The sequence below is a fragment of the Mesorhizobium sp. M0676 genome (genome assembly GCF_040320535.1).
Classification (GTDB): domain Bacteria; phylum Pseudomonadota; class Alphaproteobacteria; order Rhizobiales; family Rhizobiaceae; genus Mesorhizobium.
On the sequence record NZ_JAMYPU010000007.1, the window covers coordinates 169,802 to 188,344 of the forward strand.

The 18,543-nt window shown below is 62.1% G+C and carries 23 protein-coding genes; 13 read left to right on the forward strand and 10 right to left on the reverse strand.

Annotated elements, in window-relative coordinates; translation table 11 throughout:
- The first annotated feature begins 31 nt into the window (after positions 1 to 31).
- From NKI35_RS10110 to NKI35_RS10130, 5 genes are all read left to right on the forward strand, one after another.
- Positions 32 to 1,456, forward strand: a complete 1,425-nt coding sequence (locus NKI35_RS10110; protein ID WP_352626626.1) for an ATP-binding protein — start codon at positions 32 to 34, stop codon at positions 1,454 to 1,456.
- Positions 1,453 to 2,457: an O-methyltransferase gene (locus NKI35_RS10115; RefSeq protein ID WP_352739811.1), complete on the forward strand. Its 1,005-nt coding sequence runs from the start codon at positions 1,453 to 1,455 to the stop codon at positions 2,455 to 2,457. Before NKI35_RS10110 ends, NKI35_RS10115 begins: the two co-directional genes overlap by 4 nt.
- 182 nt (positions 2,458 to 2,639) lie before the next feature.
- The gene (locus tag NKI35_RS10120; protein ID WP_352739813.1) at positions 2,640 to 2,987 is read left to right on the forward strand and encodes a hypothetical protein; all 348 of its coding nucleotides are present in this window, start codon (positions 2,640 to 2,642) and stop codon (positions 2,985 to 2,987) included.
- Between the two features lie 314 nt (positions 2,988 to 3,301).
- The gene (locus NKI35_RS10125) at positions 3,302 to 3,673 is read left to right on the forward strand and encodes a hypothetical protein (protein ID WP_352739815.1); all 372 of its coding nucleotides are present in this window, start codon (positions 3,302 to 3,304) and stop codon (positions 3,671 to 3,673) included.
- Between the two features lie 96 nt (positions 3,674 to 3,769).
- Entirely contained in the window at positions 3,770 to 4,141 is a 372-nt protein-coding gene (locus NKI35_RS10130) for an endonuclease domain-containing protein (protein WP_023821657.1), read from the forward strand.
- Positions 4,142 to 4,246: 105 nt separating this feature from the next.
- Here NKI35_RS10130 and NKI35_RS10135 read toward each other — a convergent pair whose 3' ends face one another.
- The gene (locus NKI35_RS10135; protein WP_023692961.1) at positions 4,247 to 4,567 is read right to left on the reverse strand and encodes a hypothetical protein; all 321 of its coding nucleotides are present in this window, start codon (positions 4,565 to 4,567) and stop codon (positions 4,247 to 4,249) included.
- Positions 4,568 to 4,730: 163 nt separating this feature from the next.
- On the opposite strand from NKI35_RS10135, the gene mbfA reads away from it, so the two are divergent.
- Complete coding sequence (gene mbfA / locus NKI35_RS10140; protein WP_352739817.1) at positions 4,731 to 5,714, forward strand: iron exporter MbfA; 984 nt, start codon at positions 4,731 to 4,733, stop codon at positions 5,712 to 5,714.
- A 160-nt stretch (positions 5,715 to 5,874) separates the two neighbouring features.
- Here the strand turns inward: mbfA and NKI35_RS10145 are convergent, their stop codons facing one another.
- The 3 genes from NKI35_RS10145 to NKI35_RS10155 all read right to left on the reverse strand — a co-directional run bounded on the left by NKI35_RS10145 (position 5,875) and on the right by NKI35_RS10155 (position 6,861).
- Positions 5,875 to 6,219 (reverse strand): antibiotic biosynthesis monooxygenase family protein, encoded by a 345-nt coding sequence (locus NKI35_RS10145; RefSeq protein ID WP_352739819.1) that lies wholly within the window; start codon positions 6,217 to 6,219, stop codon positions 5,875 to 5,877.
- The gene (locus NKI35_RS10150; protein WP_352739821.1) at positions 6,216 to 6,572 is read right to left on the reverse strand and encodes an NIPSNAP family protein; all 357 of its coding nucleotides are present in this window, start codon (positions 6,570 to 6,572) and stop codon (positions 6,216 to 6,218) included. The genes NKI35_RS10145 and NKI35_RS10150 overlap by 4 nt, the downstream gene beginning before the upstream one ends.
- A gap of 85 nt (positions 6,573 to 6,657) precedes the next feature.
- Positions 6,658 to 6,861 (reverse strand): DUF1127 domain-containing protein, encoded by a 204-nt coding sequence (locus NKI35_RS10155; RefSeq protein WP_352739823.1) that lies wholly within the window; start codon positions 6,859 to 6,861, stop codon positions 6,658 to 6,660.
- Between the two features lie 69 nt (positions 6,862 to 6,930).
- Between NKI35_RS10155 and NKI35_RS10160 the strand changes: the two genes are divergently transcribed.
- A complete protein-coding gene (locus NKI35_RS10160; RefSeq protein WP_352739825.1) occupies positions 6,931 to 7,650 on the forward strand; it encodes an ArsR/SmtB family transcription factor in 720 nt (239 codons plus the stop codon).
- A gap of 111 nt (positions 7,651 to 7,761) precedes the next feature.
- Here the strand turns inward: NKI35_RS10160 and ligD are convergent, their stop codons facing one another.
- Together ligD and ku are read right to left on the reverse strand one after the other, a co-directional pair.
- Positions 7,762 to 10,272, reverse strand: a complete 2,511-nt coding sequence (ligD, locus tag NKI35_RS10165; RefSeq protein WP_352739827.1) for a DNA ligase D — start codon at positions 10,270 to 10,272, stop codon at positions 7,762 to 7,764.
- An 11-nt stretch (positions 10,273 to 10,283) separates the two neighbouring features.
- Positions 10,284 to 11,150 (reverse strand): non-homologous end joining protein Ku, encoded by an 867-nt coding sequence (gene ku, locus NKI35_RS10170; RefSeq protein ID WP_023681243.1) that lies wholly within the window; start codon positions 11,148 to 11,150, stop codon positions 10,284 to 10,286.
- Between the two features lie 345 nt (positions 11,151 to 11,495).
- Between ku and NKI35_RS10175 the strand changes: the two genes are divergently transcribed.
- From NKI35_RS10175 to NKI35_RS10185, 3 genes are all read left to right on the forward strand, one after another.
- Positions 11,496 to 11,645 carry a hypothetical protein gene (locus NKI35_RS10175; RefSeq protein ID WP_196813601.1) on the forward strand — a complete coding sequence of 50 codons (150 nt, stop codon included), beginning with the start codon at positions 11,496 to 11,498 and terminating at the stop codon, positions 11,643 to 11,645.
- Positions 11,646 to 11,824: 179 nt separating this feature from the next.
- A complete protein-coding gene (locus NKI35_RS10180) occupies positions 11,825 to 12,250 on the forward strand; it encodes a thiol-disulfide oxidoreductase DCC family protein (RefSeq protein ID WP_031203643.1) in 426 nt (141 codons plus the stop codon).
- A 62-nt stretch (positions 12,251 to 12,312) separates the two neighbouring features.
- Positions 12,313 to 12,567, forward strand: coding sequence for a hypothetical protein (locus NKI35_RS10185; RefSeq protein WP_352739829.1), 255 nt, complete (start codon positions 12,313 to 12,315; stop codon positions 12,565 to 12,567).
- Here NKI35_RS10185 and NKI35_RS10190 read toward each other — a convergent pair.
- Complete coding sequence (locus NKI35_RS10190) at positions 12,530 to 12,991, reverse strand: RidA family protein (protein ID WP_352739831.1); 462 nt, start codon at positions 12,989 to 12,991, stop codon at positions 12,530 to 12,532. The two genes, NKI35_RS10185 and NKI35_RS10190, sit on opposite strands and share 38 nt — an antisense overlap.
- A 235-nt stretch (positions 12,992 to 13,226) precedes the next feature.
- On the opposite strand from NKI35_RS10190, the gene NKI35_RS10195 reads away from it, so the two are divergent.
- The gene (locus tag NKI35_RS10195; RefSeq protein WP_023681239.1) at positions 13,227 to 13,595 is read left to right on the forward strand and encodes a YciI family protein; all 369 of its coding nucleotides are present in this window, start codon (positions 13,227 to 13,229) and stop codon (positions 13,593 to 13,595) included.
- Between the two features lie 7 nt (positions 13,596 to 13,602).
- Positions 13,603 to 14,847 carry an RNA polymerase sigma factor gene (locus NKI35_RS10200; protein WP_352739833.1) on the forward strand — a complete coding sequence of 415 codons (1,245 nt, stop codon included), beginning with the start codon at positions 13,603 to 13,605 and terminating at the stop codon, positions 14,845 to 14,847.
- A gap of 9 nt (positions 14,848 to 14,856) precedes the next feature.
- Here the strand turns inward: NKI35_RS10200 and NKI35_RS10205 are convergent, their stop codons facing one another.
- The 3 genes from NKI35_RS10205 to NKI35_RS10215 form a co-directional block, all read right to left on the reverse strand.
- The gene (locus NKI35_RS10205; RefSeq protein ID WP_352658332.1) at positions 14,857 to 15,483 is read right to left on the reverse strand and encodes a glutathione S-transferase family protein; all 627 of its coding nucleotides are present in this window, start codon (positions 15,481 to 15,483) and stop codon (positions 14,857 to 14,859) included.
- A gap of 200 nt (positions 15,484 to 15,683) precedes the next feature.
- Positions 15,684 to 16,658: a cysteine synthase A gene (gene cysK / locus NKI35_RS10210; RefSeq protein WP_023681236.1), complete on the reverse strand. Its 975-nt coding sequence runs from the start codon at positions 16,656 to 16,658 to the stop codon at positions 15,684 to 15,686.
- A gap of 179 nt (positions 16,659 to 16,837) precedes the next feature.
- A complete protein-coding gene (locus tag NKI35_RS10215; protein WP_023672046.1) occupies positions 16,838 to 17,455 on the reverse strand; it encodes a LysE family translocator in 618 nt (205 codons plus the stop codon).
- 177 nt (positions 17,456 to 17,632) lie between these two features.
- Here NKI35_RS10215 and NKI35_RS10220 point away from each other — a divergent pair, with 177 nt between their 5' ends.
- A complete protein-coding gene (locus NKI35_RS10220; protein WP_352739835.1) occupies positions 17,633 to 18,538 on the forward strand; it encodes a hypothetical protein in 906 nt (301 codons plus the stop codon).
- Positions 18,539 to 18,543: the final 5 nt, after the last annotated feature.

Consider the following 18,543-nt stretch of genomic DNA (forward strand, 5'->3'; position numbering starts at 1 on the left):
TTGCAATGATCGTCGAAACCGGGAGGGGAGAATGGCAATTCCGTCAGCCGCTAAAAACGGGGGGGGCACCGCGACATTGTACGGGGGACCAACCAAACGTTTTTTTGTATCCATGCTTACGCGAGATATCGATCTGGACGATGCGATTCTCGACCTGATTGACAACAGCGTGGACGGAGCCATGCGTAGTCAAAAGAAAGGTGGAACTGTCAAAACGCCATACACCGGCTTCAAAGCGCAATTGAAGATATCCAGGGGAACGTTCATCCTCGAAGATAACTGTGGAGGAATCCCGGACAATCGGATTGATGCGGCCTTTCGGCTGGGGCGACCTGAGACGCAACTCGATAGCGATATCCCAACCATAGGAATGTATGGAATTGGGATGAAGCGGGCGATCTTCAAAATGGGCCGCGAGGCGACTGTGGAATCGAGCTCCCTCGATGGATTTCGGAGAATCGCTTACACCAAGGCGTGGATGGATGATGAATCGACGGATACTGATCAGCAGTGGGATTTGCCGATCAGCAAAAGCGGGCCGAGGCCCAAAAAGGGGGTTAAAGTATCAGTCGATAGCCTCAGGCCGGAAGCGAGCAAAAGCTTTACGAACGAGTCGTTTGTAGAAGACCTGAAGACTAAGATCTCAAGGCATTTTGGTTACGTTATACTAAAGGGCTTTGCTATAGAGGTAAACGGCGCGACAGTCCCGCCTGATACCCTTCGGCTGTTCACGTCCAACAGCGGCAAATCAGGTATAAACCCGTTTGATTATAGCACTTATTTGAAGGGCGTAACGATAAGGGTCACAGTTGGATTTCACAGGCCGCTTCCTCGGTTGGAAGAGATAGAAAACGAGCAAGAGGCTCCTAGGACGCGGGAGGACTCGGGCATATCGGTTGTTTGCAATGATCGGGTCATACTACACAACGACACGACCTTTAGGACGGGTTGGGGTACAAGAACAGTACCAAAGTTCCACAATCAGTTTATGGCGATAAGCGGAGTCATGTCGTTTTTGAGCAACGATGCAAGTGCATTGCCGGTGTCTACCACGAAAACTGGTATCGAGATGGAATCGGAAGTGTACGATCATGCTGTTGACGTCTGCTCCAGCGCGATCAAGATATTTACCGCATTTACAAATAGGTGGAAGGGGCGCGTCGCTGACACTTCCAAGTTTTTCAGGGACGCAAAGAAAGTTGACGCTGTCGTTGACGTCAATCTTGCGCAGTCAAAAGTTGGAAAACGGAACTCAAAGACCGGCGCGATACAATATAAACCGGTTTTACCGGCTCCGCCGGCTGACGGCGAAGAGCGTCGGATATCTTTCTCGAGGAAGCGATCTGAAATAGAGATCGTTTCGCAATATTTGTTCAACGAAGTAAGAACGCCTTCGGACGTCGGCGAGGAGTGTTTCGAGCAGACTCTTGCTCACGCCAAGAGGGCGCAGTTATGATCGCCGACGATACGGAGGCGCGGCGGCTCCCGCCATTCCAGCTGCGGCCAAACAAGTTTGTCGACCGAATGATGTTCGTCGATTTGATCGGTTGTGCTGTTGGTGAGAGGGGCGCGAAGAATTACGCGTACATATCAATGGGTGCGACGTTTCTCCATGATCATCACTCGGTGTATCGCCGCATTGGTATCGAAAAGCTCTTTTCGTTTGGTCGCGACGCTGATGATATCAAAAGACAGATGTTCAATAGGCCGAATGATCGGATGATTTGTAGCCAGATGGATAGCAGTGATCTTCACATGCATCTTGATGAATTGCGTGACGGGGGAAGTGTTGTTATCTGGCTTGATTTCATGTCGTCAAAGGAGCGGCGCTCGCAGCTGCAGCAGGCAGAGCAGATTCTTTCTCGTTTGGATCCCGGAGATTTGTTTAGAATAACTCTCAATGCGGAATATCGAAAATTTGGAAAATACGACGAAAACGAGAAGAAGAAGTACCCAAACCTTGCTGCGATGGCGGCAGACAAACTCAAACGGCAGATCAAGGAGTACCTTCCATCAGTTCTTGAGTCCATAGGACCCAGGGACCTTGCTCCGTTGCTTGCTGGTGCCGTCAAGATGGCAGCAGAGCGAGCCCTGAAGCACAGGCCTGAGATAAAAATCGTACCGGTTCTGGCGACGAGTTACGCCGACGGTGACAGGATGCTGACCGTGACCTGCGCTGTTAGGGCGCGGACGGAAGGTCGATTGCCTGACGCATATAGAAATTGGAAACATATTTCAAAGGATTGGAACAAGATCCAGATGATAGATGTTCCAGATCTATCACTTCGAGAGAAATACTTCATTGACCGACGAATTAAACATTCTCCTGTACGAATTATGAGCAGTCTACCTTTTGGACCGTCCGATAACATTTTGGCGATGGATATGAAGGCGGCCGTCGAAAGCTATAGATTGCTTCACCGATACTATCCGACTTTCTATAATTTTGACAATTAGCGGGATCGCCATCGAGCTTGACCTGGTTGAATCCTGCCTCCGCGCTGATCCACCGCCCGGGGGCGAGCCACGGGTCTCGCCCCGCCCTTCGACCCCGCAATCGGAGAAGGCCAGCCATTCCGCATGTGGCGCTTCTCCCTTGACCGTGCGAGCGTCGCGTCTCCGATTCGGAAACCCCCGCCATGCTCCGCCTCACCCTTGCCGCCCTCCTCATCGCCACCCCGGCGCATGCCGCCGACATGGCGTTCTTCGTCAAGAATTTGCGCAAACAGGCGGTGGCGGTGGAGTTGTTCAGCCGTGACCGCAAGATGTCGTGGCCGGGCGGCGAACAGGTGTTTCTGATCGAGCCCAGCTCGCAGAAATCGGTGCCGATCTCGTGCATGTCAGGCGAAAACATCTGCTACGGCGCCTGGGTGAACGGCAATGATGCGATCTTCGCCGGGGTCGGGCCGGATAATGACCAGCCGTGCGATACGTGCTGCTTCATCTGCGTGGAGAAGACGACCGAGACGATCGATCTGGTGGAGTGAGGGGCGGGGCGCCGAAGCTGCTGATCTCCCCCCTCGTGGGGGAGATGTCCGGCAGGACAGAGGGGGGCGCGAAGGATCGCCAGCATATGGATCAGCAAGCCTAAAATTGAAATGACGCGGCTGCAGGAATGAGAGGTCGGCGGGACAGCGCCCCCCTCTGCCTTGCCAGGCATCTCCCCCACGAGGGGGGAGATCAGCAGTTCCGCCCTTTCCCAATCCCCCCAAAATCAGTCAGCCGCTCCCCTTCAATGTCAGCCGCCATCATGCGATGCTGATTCCCTCGGCCGGGGGGCCGATTTGCCTCGGGGGTTTCAATGTCTTTCACCATCACGCGCCGCATCTTCGTCGCGCTGTCGCTTGCCGCGATGTTTGCGCCGGCCGCGCACGCCGCCGACATCACCTTCGCCGTCAAGAACAGCCATCCCAACGCCATGCGCCTCGAGCTCTACAGCCAGGACCGCGACTATGTCTGGCCGGGCAACGACAAGGATTTTTATCTGGACGATGGCGAGACCAAGCAGATCCCGGTCTCGTGCGACGAAGGCGAGTCCATCTGCTACGGCGCCTGGGTCGACGGCGACGAAGGGACCTATTGGGGCGTCGGCCCCAACAACAAGGAAAGATGCGAGGATTGCTGCTACACCTGCAATGGCGGCGAGACGGAGGAAATTGAACTGACGCCGTAGGAAGTACAGCCAATCTCCCCCCAAGTGGGGGAGATGTCCGGCAGGACAGAGGGGGGCGCCATAGAGCGCAAGCCTCGGCAACCACCGGGCATCGTAATGCCGCACACGCCTCTACCGCCTCGACATCGCGCAAACGCCAGATCGATGCGCAAAGTCCTGACGCCAGCCGAACTCAAGCTCTGGAACGAACTTCGTGCCCACCGGCTGATGGGGCTTGGCTTCCGGCGACAATTTCCGATTGCCGCCTACATCGTCGATTTCGCTTGCCCGGAGAAGAAGCTGGTCATCGAAGTCGATGGCTCCCCGCATGCGGACGCGGGCGCGGCTGCCGGTGATGAAACGCGGACATCGCACCTCGAACAAGATGGCTGGACCGTCCTGCGGTTCTGGAATGACGACGTCATCCGCGACATCGACAATGTCTGCCAGCATATTGTGATTGCGGCTGGGCTTGGAGGCGCATCCTGAACGGTGCTGAGCTTTAGGGCAGGGAAAGGTCGGCGGGACAGCCCTGGCCTGCCGGCCATCTCCCCCACGAGGGGGGAGATCGGGTTTCCCCGCGGCTTTCGCCAATTATCCCATCAACGCCCTCTGCCGCTTCGGGCCGCCCGCCTTGCGCCAGGAATTAAACCGGTGCGTGGCGGCGGCAAACGAGATCTTCATCTGCTGGGCGACCGAGTAGCGCGACTTGCCTTCGTCGAACAGGCGGTAGCAGCATTCGACGCCCTCCTCGGTCAGCTTGCCGTCGGGCGCCTTGTTGTGCGGATTGGCGGGATCGAATTTTTCGACCTGCTGTTCGACCAGGCCTTTCAGCCGTTGCAAATCGGCCTCGATGCTGGCGATCAGATCGAGGACGGGTTTCGGATCGAAGTGGTCGTGCGGCTTTGCCGTCATCTTGCTCATGCCTTTCGCTTGCGTGTCGCGACAATATAGGTGAACATTTGCCGATAATGAAGGGCGCGTTGCAATCCGGCGCTTCAACATTTCTTGACTGGTGATTGACCGCAGAGACTGCAGCGCCTAGTTTAGAATTGTTCTAAACTGGGGTGAATTTCTCATGCTTTCCCGTGTCTTCGGTTTCGGCCGCCGTCCTTTCGAAACGCTGTCGGAACAGGAGATCCTGGCGCTGGCAATTTCCTCCGAAGAGGATGACGGGCGCATCTACCGCGCCTATGCCGACGGGCTGGCTGACAGTTTTCCGCAATCGGCGAAAGTGTTCGAGGCGATGGCGGAGGAGGAGGACGGGCATCGCGATTCCCTGATCGAGCTCTACCGCAAGCGTTTCGGCGAGCGCATTCCGCTGCTGCGCCGCGAGCATGTGAAAGGCTATTACGAGCGCAAGCCCGACTGGCTGGTGCGGCCGCTCGGCATCGAGCATGTGCGGCGCCAAGCCGAAGAGATGGAGCGGCAGGCCTATCGCTTCTATGTCGAGGCGGCCAAGCGCACCGGCGATGCCTCGACGCGGAAACTACTCGGCGACCTGGCCGCGGCCGAGCAAAGCCATGAAAATTCGGCGCATCGGCTGGAACAGAAACTCGTGCCGGGCGAGGTGAAGGACGAGGAAGCCAGCGCCGAGCAGCGCCAGTTCATCCTGACCTATGTGCAGCCGGGACTGGCCGGGCTGATGGACGGCTCGGTGTCGACACTGGCGCCGATCTTTGCCGCCGCGTTTGCCACCCACGACACCTGGCAGACGCTGCTGGTCGGCCTCGCCGCCTCGATCGGCGCCGGCATTTCGATGGGCTTTACCGAAGTCGCTTCGGACGACGGCAAGCTGTCGGGGCGTGGCTCGCCGATCAAGCGCGGACTGACGGTCGGCGTCATGACGACGCTGGGTGGGCTGGGCCACGCGCTGCCTTACATCATCCCGCATTTCTGGACGGCGACGGCGGTGGCGGCCGTCGTGGTGTTCTTCGAATTGTGGGCGATCGCCTTCGTGCAGAACCGCTACATGCAGACGCCCTTCCTGCGCGCAGCGTTTCAGGTGGTGCTAGGCGGGGCGCTGGTGTTTGCGGCCGGGGTGCTGATCGGGAATGCGTGAGCGCCAAGCGCCCCCTCACCCAGCCTCCGCTTCGCTCGGCTGACCTCTCCCCGAGGGGAGAGGAGATTTTCGAAGCCTGCGCCAGTCTCTTCTCCCCAGCGGGGAGAAGGTGGCCGCGAAGCGGCCGGATGAGGGGGCCTGGCGCGAGGCCGATACCTAGTCACCCATTCACCGCCCTGCTATCCTCTGGCGCCTCGTCCCTCTCCGTCATCCCATAATCCCGCACCACATGCGCAATGCGCAGCCGGTAGCCGGCAAAGATTCCGCCACGGCCCGCATGCTGCGCCTGGCGGTGCTCTTCCGTGTTGCGCCAGGCTTTCACCGCTTCCTCGTCTCGCCAGAAGGACATTGACAGGACGCGGTTCGGGTCGGCCAAGCTCTGAAACCGCTCGATCGAGATGAAACCATCGATGCCGTCGAGCAGTGGCCGCAGTTCCGCGGCGATGCCGAGATACGCATCGCGCTTTCCCTCAGCCGGTTGCACCTCGAAGATGACAGCGATCATATCTCCTCCTTGACCGCGGTCTGGCACAGCTGCCGCGGTCCATGCGGCCCCGACACCAGCTTCAGGAAGATGCGGTCCTCTTTCAAGATGAACTTTTCGCGGCGGGCGAATTCGTAATTGGCCTTGCCCGCCGGATCGGCGGCGAGACGAGCGCGGTAGGCCTCATAGGCAGCGAGGCTGTCGATGTTGTAGGCGGCGTAGGCGGTGGTGGCCGAGCCCTCATGCGGGGCGTAGTAGCCGATCAGATCAGCGCCGCAGCGCGGGATCGCCTGGCCCCAGGCCTTGGCATATTGCTCGAAGGCCGGCTTGCCGAACGGGTCGATCTCATAGCGGATGAAGCAGGTGATGGTCATCGTGATCTCCGGGTTTTCTTCGTGGATAGTTCGAGCGGCTTCGAAACGTTGTGCTGCCGGGTCTGCTAGGCAAACGTGCTGGCGGTCAGGCCTGCCAGAAGGATTTTGCGCATTCGCGGCGCACATCCTCACGGGTCAGGCCGAGATCGCGCAGCAGATGGTCGTCGACCTCCGCGAGGCCGAGCCGCTGCAGATGGCGGTCGTACCAGCGGGCGAGCAGCCGCCGTTGCAGCCAGGTGACGAACGGGAACGGCCGGCGGCTGGCGAGTGGGGCGGAAGCGGTTGGCATCGGCGTTCTCCTTGATCCCGCCCGACAATAATGCTTATCTGACGAGAATGCTTCGATGGAGACCTAACTATGCGTGAAGGACCCGACATCGCCCGCATCGGCAGCCTGGTCGGCGATCCGGCGCGAGCAAACATGCTGAATGCGCTGATGGGCGGCACGGCTTTGACGGCGAGCGAACTGGCGCTGGAGGCCGGCGTCTCGCTGCCGACGGCGTCCTCGCATCTGTCGAAACTGATGGAGGGCGGGCTTTTAACTTTGGCCAGCCAGGGACGGCATCGCTATTACGGCCTCGCCGGGCCGCAGGTTGCCGGCATGATCGAGGCGATCACCGGGGTGGCGGAAGCGGTCGGCCCCAAGCGGGTGCGGCCCGGCCCGCGCGACGGCGCCATGCGCGTGGCCCGCGTCTGCTACGACCACCTCGCCGGCGAACAGGCGGTGGCGATGCTCGACCGGCTCGTCGCGCGCGGCATCCTGTTGCGCGACGACAAGGAGATCAGGCTCGGGGAGATCAGGCCGGGGCAGATCCGGCCGGGGGAGATCAGGCTCGGGCCGTCGGCGGCGTCATATTTTTCGGCCCTCGGTATCGATGTCGGCGCCAAGCCGCGCCGGCCGGTCTGCCGCGCCTGTCTCGACTGGAGCGTGCGCCGCTCGCACCTCGCGGGAACGCTCGGCGCGGCTATTCTGGACAAGATCCTGTCGGAGAAATGGGCAAGGCGGGAGAAGGACAGCCGCGCGGTGGTGTTTTCACCGCCGGGGAAGCAGGCGTTCGAGCAGGTGTTCTTGGCGTAGAGGTTCGGCAGCGCTAATTGGGCGACGCTGGTGGGACAGCACCCCCCTCTGTCCTGCCGGACAGAGGGGGGTGTGACGGAACGCTTGCGTAGCAGGTGAGGCGCGCGACGCTCACCCCCGCTTCAGCACCTTCCCCTGCTTGAAGAAATCCGCCCACGGATCGGCCTCCGCTAGTTCCTTCAGCGTCGTCTTGCCCCCGATCGGGAAGGAATTCGGCGCCAGCCCCTTTTCAACCTCCGCCCACGTTACCGGCACCGACACCGTCGCGCCCTTCTTCGCCCGCGAGGAGTAGGGCGCGACCGTGGTCGAGCCCCTGCCGTTGCGGAGATAGTCGACGAAGATTTTTCCCGTGCGCGCCTTTTTCGACAGCGTCGCGGTGTAGCGGTCGGGCGCGGCCTGCTCCAGCGCCTTGGCGAAATCATGCGAGAAGGTTTTGACCGCCTCCCAATCCGCCGACGGCTTCAGCGGCACCAGCACGTGATAGCCCTTGCCGCCTGACGGCTTGACGAAATTCGGCAGCGACAGATCGTCGAGCTTGCCTCTGATGTCGAGCGCGGCCTCGCGCACCGCCTTGACGTCGACGCCTTCATCGGGATCGAGATCGAAGATGATCTGATCCGGCTTTTCCAGCCCCTCGATCTTGCAGCCCCAGATGTGGACCTCGACCACGCCATACTGGACCAAGGCGGCAAGGCCGTCGAAATCGCGGATGAACAGGATTTCCTCGCCATCGGTCGGGTCCTTCATCCGGGCGATCTTGTCGCTCATGCCGGCCGAAGCATGTTTCTGGAAGAAGCGCGGACCGCCGATGCCATCCGGCGCCCGGACCAGGCTGAGCGGCCGATTGACGACGAACTGCTCCATGCGCGGCCAGACCAGCGCGTAGTGCTCAAGCAAAGCCTGCTTGGATATTTTTTCCTCGGGCCACAGCAGCTTGTCGGGATGGGATAGTTTTACGCTGGTCGTGATCGTCGCGGGCGCCTTAGCCCCGGCGGCCTTGCCGGCGCTGCTTGCCGCCGGCTTTGCCTTGTTCGCCGCCTTCGATGGCTTTTCCTGCACGACTTCCTCCGCCGGCTTGTCCTCGCGCAGTCCCTGGAACGACGCGTGGCGTATTATACGGTCCGAGGTCCAGCTGCGGAACTCCACTTCGCCGACAAGTTCGGGCCTGACCCAGACCAGACCCTTGCCCTTCGGCACCGCGGCGGCAAAGGGCGAGGCGTCTGCCTTCAGCGCATCGAGTTTTTTCTTCAGATCGGTGGCGCTCCTGGCTGTGAAGCCCGTGCCGACGCGGCCGGCGTAGTGGAGCTTGCCGCCCTCGTGGTAGCCGACCAGCAGCGAACGCAGGCCGCGGCCGGTCTTGTCCGAGGGCAGATACCCGCCGATGACGAATTCCTGGCGGGCCGTGCATTTCGATTTCACCCAGCCTGGGCCACGGCCGCTGCGGTAGGGCGCATCGGCGCGCTTGGAGACGATGCCTTCGAGGCCCATGCGGCAGGCGTGCTGCAGCATGATCTTGCCCGGTTCCGCGAAATGGTCGCTGAAGCGAACAGCGGCATTTTCGGCCGTCTCGCCGAGCAGCTCCTGCAGCGCCTGCTTGCGCTCGACCAGCGGCTCGCGGCGCAAATCCTTGCCGTCAAGCCGCATCAGGTCGAACACATAGTAGGTGAAGCGGTTGGTTCGATTGGCGGAGAGATCCTGCTGCAGCAGCGAGAAGGACGAAACGCCGCTGTCGGCGAGCACGACGATCTCGCCATCGATGATGGCGTCGCTGCATTTCAGCTTGGCGAGTTCCGCGACGATCTCGGGGTCGAATTTCCCCGTCCAGTCGAGGCCGGTGCGGGTCAGCAGCCGCACCTCCGTGCCGGCGATCTGCGCCTGCATGCGGTACCCGTCGAACTTCACCTCATGCAGCCAGTCCTCGCCGGGCGGCGCCTCGCGCTCCAGCGTCGCCAGCTGCGGCTCGACGAAGTCGAGGCGCTTGCCGGCTTTCGCCTTGCTGGATGCCGCAGGCTTGTTGGAGTGCCAGACCTTCGGCTTCTTGCCGTCGGCGGTCTTGCCTTCCGCGACCTCTTCGATGGTCAGGCCGGACTTCACCGATTTCGGTGCGTCCTTCAGGATATCCTCGCCGGGGCGGGCGGCGGCATCGTCGGATTTGATCAGCAGCCAGTTGTCGCGCTTTTCGCCCGGGCGGGGTCTTAACCTGACCAGATGCCACCGCCCATTCAGCTTCTGGCCGTTGAGTTCGAAGTCGATATGGCCCTTCTTCATCGCCTTGGCGGGGTCGATCTCTGGCGTCCATGTGCCTTCGTCCCAAACGATGACGGTGCCGCCGCCATACTCGCCCTTGGGAATGGTGCCCTCGAAGCCGGCATAGTCGATCGGGTGGTCCTCGACATGCACGGCCAGCCGCTTTTCGTGCGGGTCGAGGCTCGGGCCTCGCGTCACCGCCCAGCTCCACAACACGCCCTCATGCTCGAGGCGGAAATCATAGTGCAGCCTGGTCGCGTCGTGCTTCTGGACGACGAAGATGCCGCCGGGCTGCTTGCCGCGCGCGACCTTGCCCGCCGGCTCGGCCGTCTTCTTGAAATCGCGCTTGGACTGATATTGTTCGAGGCTGGCCACGGCGCCGACCCTCAAGCCGACTTGCGCTTGGGCGCAGAAGCTTTCGCCTTGCCGCTTTTTGCCGCCGGCTTGGCCTTCTTCGCCGGGCCTTCCGCCTGGCCGCCATCGGACAGGCTCTTCTTCAGCGCGTCGAACAGATTGACGACATTGGACGGCTTGGGCGCGGCCTGCGCTTTCGGCGCCTTCTTGCCGGCCTTCTTGGCGCGGATCAGTTCGAGCAGCGCGTCCTCATACTTGTCCTCGAATGTCGACGGATCGAACTTCCCCTTCTTCTTGTCGATGATGCGTTCGGCCATATCGGTCATCTCCTGGTCGGTCTTCACCGCCTTGATGTCGCCGAAGATGCTCTCCGGCTCCCGCACCGTGTTGCCGTAGCGCAAGGTGGTCAGCACCATGCCTTTGCCGCGCGGCTCGATGACCACGGGCCGCTCGCGGCTATAGAGCACGACGCGCGCCAGCCCGGCCATCTTCTTGTCCGCCATGGCATCGCGGATGACGGCAAAGGCCTCCTCCGACACCTTGTCGGCGGGCGTGACATAATAGGGCGTGTCGAGATAGATCTGCTCTATCGAGGCTTTGTCGACGAAGCCGTCCAGCGCCATCGTGTGCGAGGACTCGATCTGCACCGCTTCGATCTCTTCGTCCTCGATATGGACGAACTCACCGGGGCTCACCTCATAGCCCCTGATCTCGTCGCCATCGCCCAGCGGCTTGCCGGTTTCAGAATCGACATAGATGCGCTTGACCGTGTTGCCGGTCTTGCGGTTGAGCACCCGGAACGAAACTTTTTCGGCGTGGGTGACGACGTTGGTCAGTTCGACAGCGCAGGTGACCAGCGACAGTTTCAGATAGCCCTTCCAGGCGGGGCGAGGTGCCATGGCGAACTCCTGCGCGATGCGGTTAAAGCGAGAACGGGCAAGGCCCGTTCCGGTTCCGGGCGCGCAACCAGGGGCATTTCGGCAGCGAGCATGGAAATTTCGAGAGGCTCGCCAAATCTGAAACAGAACCGCGCTCAAGCGACATCCAGACGAAACATATGTGATGCAAAAGTCACAATGCCGGAAATGGCGACGAACCACACCGAAAGACCCCCAAACAGCCGCATTCCGGCCACGAAGCATGGGGTTTTCGACCAAAGATTAACATCGTGTTCACCGACTATTCACGCCTCGACACTATGATTCCCGCAATCGGACGGGACATCCGAAAATCGGGACAGGGACTTGAGTAAAATGAAATTCTGGGGCCACATCGCCGGCTATGCCGCCGCCATCCGCGAGTTCATCGCGCCGACCTATCGGCCGGAGCGCTACTACATGCGCGGCCCGGGTCCGGCCTGCGCCCGTCGCGGCAGCTCGCTCGGCGCGCATTGATCATGACATTCGAAACGCGTCACGACAGCCGGATCTGCAGACCGGAGGCCGATCCCCGCGCAACCACCTATCGCGCCGAGCGCCCCGCGCTGGCCGCGAGAAGCCGTGCGACAACGCCGCGGCTTTGATCCCGCTGCCGGCGGGCTTAGTGTCTGAAGACACAAGCTGCCGGACGTCCCGTGACTTCTTCTCCTGAACCCTTCGATGCCAGCCAGCCATTGATCGTTTTCGACGGCGTCTGCGTGCTGTGCTCGGGCTTCGTACGCACGGTGGTCGGGCTCGACCGCAAAAACCGCTTCCGCTTCGCCACGGCGCAGTCGCCCTTCGGCGAGGAGCTGTTCCAGAGATACGGGCTGCGCACCGACAGCTACGAGACCAATCTGGTCCTTGTCGGCGGCGCTCCCTTCATGCGGCTGGACAGTTTCATCGCGGTGATGGCCGAACTGGGCTGGCCGTGGCGGGCGGCGAAAGCGCTGCTGCTCATCCCGCGCCCCTTGCGTGACTGGCTCTACGAACGCATCGCCAAAAACCGCTACGCCATGTTCGGCCGCAAGGATAGTTGCGAGATCCTGTCCGCCGCGATACGTGCGCGCATGATCGGCTAATCGCATGTCACCCAAAAGTGACCTCGGTCTGGGAAAACGACATACGCAAAAAGAGCGGCGAGATGAGGCTTCTGGTCGTTGGCGGCTATGGCATTTTCGGCGGCCGCATCGTGCAATTGCTGGAGAGCGAGCCACGCCTGATCCTGCTCGTCGCCGGGCGCTCACTGGCCAAAGCCGAGGCCTGGTGCAAAACCCGCACCGGCGCGGCGGCGCAGCTCGTGCCGGCGCGCTTCGGTCGCAACGGTGACCTCGCGCAAGGCCGGCCTGTTCGTTCGCGCCTCAGTCCGGCAGCGCCGCGACGGCGACGATCTCGATGACGATGTCTGCCTGGGCAAGCGCTGCGACGCCGATTACCTCCGAAGGCGGCGGATTGTTGTCGCTGCAATGCTTCGGACAATACTCGGCGAAAAACGCGTCCAGCACGTCGAGACGAAAATTAGGCGAGCTGAGGACGCCGCCGTCGGGAAATGGCCCTTTGACGAAAAAGGTCAGCCTGATGAGATGGTCGAGCCCGCTGCCAAGTTCTTCCAGATCCGATTTGATGTTGCCGAGAACTTCCCGCCACTGCGCCACGGCATCGCCGGCGAAGCCGCCACCCTTCTTGCCGGCCGGATCGTAGTCAGCCGATGTCGCGGTGTTGCCGCAGAGATAGACGGTGCCTTTCGCACCGCTGACGACCGTGCCTTTGCCCCATGGCATCAACCGGCCGTTCTTGAATTTCTTGTGGGTCACGAGTTCCATTCTCTTCTCCCATGCCTCGTGTGACCTGCCCGCCAACGACAGAGGATAGTGCTGTGCGGAGCCACGGCCAGTCCTCTGCCGGTCATCCGCCAGCAGACGAAGGAACATCTGGTCCTTGCGAAATCTCCTGGCGGAGGCGAAAGTTTTTTCTGAAGCCTGTCGAAATCGGCCGCCGCCGCGCGACATACGTCTGGCCCCGCTAGGACGCGGCCTTCGAAACCACGGGAGAACACCCATGCGATACATGCTTTTGATCAACAGCGACGAAGCCGCGCAGGCGAACACGCCAATCGAGAAGGCTCAGCAGATGAGCGCAGCTTATGCCGCCTATACCGAAGCGTTGAAGAAATCCGGCGCATGGCTCGCCGGCGAACGGTTGCGCCCGACCCAGGCGACCACCTCGGTGCGGATCACAGACGGCAAGACCAACGTGATCGACGGCCCCTATGCCGACACCAAGGAGCAGCTTGCCGGCTTCTACATGATCGAGGCGGCCGATATCGATACCGCCATCGACTGGGCGGCGCGCTGTCCGGCGGCGAGCGCCGGCACGGTCGAGTTGCGGCCGATCTGGGAAATGGCCGACTACATGCCCAAGAAATGACAATGTGATGGACAGTCGCCCGAACGTCGCGCGGGCGGCGGCCGAAGCGGCCGCCCGGCAGAGTTACGGCAAGCTGGTCGCCTACCTTGCTGCGCGCACCCGCGACGTGGCCGGCGCCGAGGACGCGCTGGCCGAGGCCTTTGCCGCGGCGCTTGAGCGCTGGCCAGAGACCGGCGTGCCTCAGAAGCCTGAGGCATGGCTGCTGGCCGTCGCGCGCCGCCGTGGCGTCGATGCGGTGCGCCGTCGGCTGACCAGCGAGGCGAGCCGCGACCATCTCAAGCTGATGGCCGAGGAGATGGAGGCGAGCATGGAAGACGAAGACCTGCCCGACGAACGTCTCAGGCTGATGTTTGCCTGTGCGCATCCGGCGATCGAAGCCAGCGTGCGGGCGCCGCTGATCCTGCAGACGGTTCTGGGTTTCGACGCGGCGACGATCGCCTCGGCCTTCCTGGTTTCGCCGGCGACGATGGGCCAGCGTCTGGTGCGTGCCAAGAGCCGCATCCGCGAGATCGGCATTCCGTTCCGCGTGCCGGATCGGGCCGAACTCGGCGAGCGGCTGGAAACGGTGCTGGAAGCGATCTACGCGGCTTTCGCCGAAGGCTGGACCGACCCGGCAGGGACCGAGACGAGAGCGCGCAATCTGGCGACCGAAGGCATCTGGCTCGGGCGGCTGGTGGCATCCCTGATGCCGGACGAACCGGAAGCGCTCGGCCTGCTGGCGCTGATGCTGTTTGCCGAGGCGCGGCGCCCGGCGCGGCGCGATGCGGCTGGAGATTATGTGCCGCTCGCCGACCAGGATTGTCTTCTTTGGGATCACGCGCTGATCGACGAAGCCGAGGCGCTGCTGGGCCGCGCCGCCACCATGGGCGTCATCGGCCGCTATCAGCTCGAAGCGGCGGTACAATCGGTGCATGCGACGCGGCGACGGACCGGCCAAACCGATTGGGCGGCGATCCGTAACTTCTACGATGCGCTGTCGGCGATATCAGGCTCGCCGGTGATTTCGATCAACCGCGCCGTGGCGATTGCCGAGGCCGAAGGGGCGGCGGCAGGACTGGCGGTGCTCTACGTGCTGGGCGACGACAAGCGGCTCAACGACTATCAGCCCTATTGGGCCGCTCGCGCCGGCCTGCTGGCCAGGCTAGGCAATGCGGCGCAAGCGGTCGAAGCCTATGACCGGGCGATCGGCCTTGAACGCGACCCCGCCGTGCGCCGCTTCCTGCAGGCGAAACGGGCGATCCTGCGAAATTGAAGCGTCCGTTCAGGCCGGCCACATCTCATGCGTGGTGTTGAGCCGTTTCATCAGCGGATGCGCGCGCAGCGCCGACCATAAGCGTTCGATGTTCGGCCAGTCGGCTCGCGCCTTGTCCATGTCGGGGTGCCAGGCCACCAGCATGACGAGGTAGATGTCGGCCAGCGACATCGCGTCGCCGACCAGCCAGCCGCGCCCCTCGAGGGCTGCATCGACAATGGCGAAGCCGCGGTCCATCTCGGCAATGGCTGCCTGCTTGACGGCTTTCTTGCCGTCGGCATCGGTGGTGTAGCGATGGGCATAGTAGAGGCGCAGGATGGCGGGGTAGAGCACCGACGACATGAACGCCATCCAGCGCAGGAAACCGGCGCGATCCGGCGATCCGGCGGCCGGCGCCAGACCCGCCTCCGGATGGCGCTCGGCAAGCAGGATGCAGATCGCCGCCGATTCGGTTATCGATTGACCGTTGGGCAAGGTCAGCACCGGAACCTGGTTCAACGGGCTGATGTCGAGGAAAGCCGGGTCCGGCGGATCCTTCTTGGGCATATCGATCTGGTCGAATTGCGCGTTTGCCAGCGCCAATGCGGCCTCGACGACAAAACCGCCGCTGCCTGGGCGCGTGTAAAGCTTGTACATGTGATTCTCCCCCTGCCCGCGCGAAGCAGGCCCGGGCGATTTGACCCTGAAGCCGCCTCCCGCTCAAGCCGGTGGCGGACGCCACGGCCGGGTTTTCTGCGGTCCAGCCATGAGACTTCCGATGTCGGAGGGACAGCACCCCCCGATGCCCGGCAGGGCAGAGGGGGGTGCGAAGGATCGCCGCCTATCCAGTTAAGACGTTAAGCCCCCAGCCCGTCGAACAGGATCGTCGACAGATAGCGCTCGGCGAAGGACGGGATGATCACCACTAGGTTCTTGCCCTTGTTCTCCGGCCGGGACCCGACGGCGATGGCGGCCTGCAAGGCAGCGCCCGACGAGATGCCGACCGGCACGCCTTCAAGGCGGGCGACGAGGCGGGCGTTGGCGACCGAATCCTCGTTGGAGACCTTGACGATCTCGTCATAGATCGAGGTGTCGAGGATCTTGGGCGCAAAGCCGGCGCCGATGCCCTGGATCTTGTGCGGGCCGGGCTGGCCGCCCGACAGCACCGGCGAGGCCTCCGGCTCGACGGCGACGACATGCACCGAGGGCTTGCGTTGCTTCAGCACCTGTCCGACGCCGGTGATGGTGCCGCCGGTACCGATGCCGGCGACGAAGATGTCGACCCCGCCATCGGTGTCGTTCCAGATCTCCTCGGCGGTGGTGCGGCGGTGGATCTCCGGATTAGCCGGGTTTTCGAACTGCTGCGGGATGACGGCGTCAGGCAGGGTGGCGGCCAGTTCGTCGGCCTTGGCGATGGCGCCCTTCATGCCTTTCGGCCCTTCCGTCAGCACCAGTTCGGCGCCGAGCAGCGCCAGCATCTTGCGGCGCTCCACCGACATGGTTTCGGGCATGGTCAGGATCAGCTTGTAGCCCTTGGCGGCGGCGGCGAAGGCGAGCGCGATGCCGGTATTCCCCGAGGTCGGCTCGATCAGCGTCGTCTTGCCGGGTTTGATCCGGCCCGACGCTTCCAGCGCCTCGATCATGGAAACGCCGATGCGGTCCTTGACCGAGGCGATCGGATTGAAGAATTCGAGCTTGGCAAGAAGGTTGGCAACGACGCCCTTCTCCTTGGCGAACTTGTCGAGCCGCACCAGCGGCGTGTCGCCGATCGTCTCGGTGATCGAGTTGTAGACACGGCCGCGGCCGGGCGCGCGCGCGGAAGGCTTGTTCATTGGTTTCGCTCCCAAATCAGATCAGGCAATTGGCGTCGGCGGACAGAATAGGGCTTTCGCCCGCGCAAGATAGGCTGCCGGCCGAAAATATCGAGTGGGCCGCTTGCTGAAAACGCTTGTCTCCTCAAGCCGCATTTTCCGGATGGACCGATCGGCGGAATGGATGGGCCTGAACCGATCTACTGACGTGCGGCAATGGCAGCGGCCGCGCCCACCATGAAGCCGGCGGCGGTGCGGTTCAGCGCCTTCAGCGCGCGTGGCGATTTCAGGAACCAGCGCGCCTTGGCGGCCAGCGCAAGATAGGGCACCAGCACCACAAAGAGCACGATAACGGTGAGCGCGACCAGGATGCCGTAGTCGGCGAGCGTGATGGTCTTCAGGTCGACGATGGTCGGCGTGATGGCGAGGTAGAAGATCATCGTTTTCGGGTTGCCCAGCGTGACGGTGAGGCCGGCAAGGAAGCTCGATACCAGGCCGCCCTTGCCTTTCCTGGCCTCGACAGTCTCGGGCGTGATCCCGGCCGTCCAGAAACGCCAGCCGAGGAAGGCGAGATAGGAGACGCCCAGCCATTTGATGGCGAGAAACACCATGCCGAAGCTTTGCGCGACAAAGGCAAGGCCGAGCACCACCGCGGTGAGATAAATGAGGTCGCCGAGCATCAGGCCGAACGACATCGCCAGCGACGAGCGGAAGCCGGATCCGAGCGCCCGCGCCACAAGCGCGGTGACGCCGGGCCCGGGAATGGCGGCGGCGATGCCCAGCGCAGCACTATAGGCAAGGAAGCCGGTGAGGGTCATGACGGTCGCACCTCCTGAGCCGCTCTGATGCCATGAAAGCCTGCAACGGCAAAACGGATTCGATTGCGCCAAGCAGGACATGAAAGCCGGTCATCCTCGCCTGAAAGCGAGAGATGGTTCACTTACGCCCCGAAGGCGGTCGGCTATCTCGCATGGCTCCGAACGGCAGGAGCACCCATGTTAGCCAAAAGACTTCACATCCAGCTCATGAAGTGGATGCCCAACAACTATTCCGAAGCACGCGGTCACGTCCACGAGCTGGAATGGTATCTGTGGTTCGATGGGCGTCAGGCTTTCAGCCTGTTCGACAAGGGCGATAGCGATGTCGTTCCGCAGACTGGATATTTTACCGACAGCCGGAACCCTGGCGCCTACCCCGTTCGTCCGATGATCTATCCGCTGGTCGTCAACAACCGCTTCAAGGTGCGGCTGGTGGCGATCGAGCGTGACGGACCGCAAAAGATAAACCCCGACGACACCGCCAAAGGCGAATTCTACATCGACCTCGACACCAAATATTCGCCGGTCTCGGACTGGCGCATCATTGCTGCCGATCCGCGCAATACCGACCTCAACGTGGAAGCGTCGTTCCAGCTGCAATGGCTGGATTATGTCGATACCGCCGAGATTGCCGAGGATGGCCCGCCACGCATCATCGACAAGTCCAATTATCCCTATCCCTGGGGCGCCAATGTGATGGTGTTCGAGCACTGGCTCGGGCTTGGCCGCAAGGCGCCGCTCAAACTCATCGACCCGAACCGCGCTTCGCGCCGCGAATACTGGATGATCATTGGCAATGCGGCCCGGCGCATGGTGCAGGACCTCTATCGCTTCAACGTCAACCAGCTTGGCGTCGCCAACGACACCATCAGCAGTGTTTACGTGCCGAAGCTCAATGCCGGCCACGTCACGGTGACGCTTTACGAACACGATTTCAGCGACGGCCGCTTCGCGCAAGGGGCGAAGAAGTCCTTCGGCTCGGTCGGCCTCTTCAATCTCAGGGATACCGGTTTCGATGACCGTGTCTCATCGGCCGAGGTGATCCATACCTATCCCAAGGTGATCCATCGGGACGTACATTAGGGCCG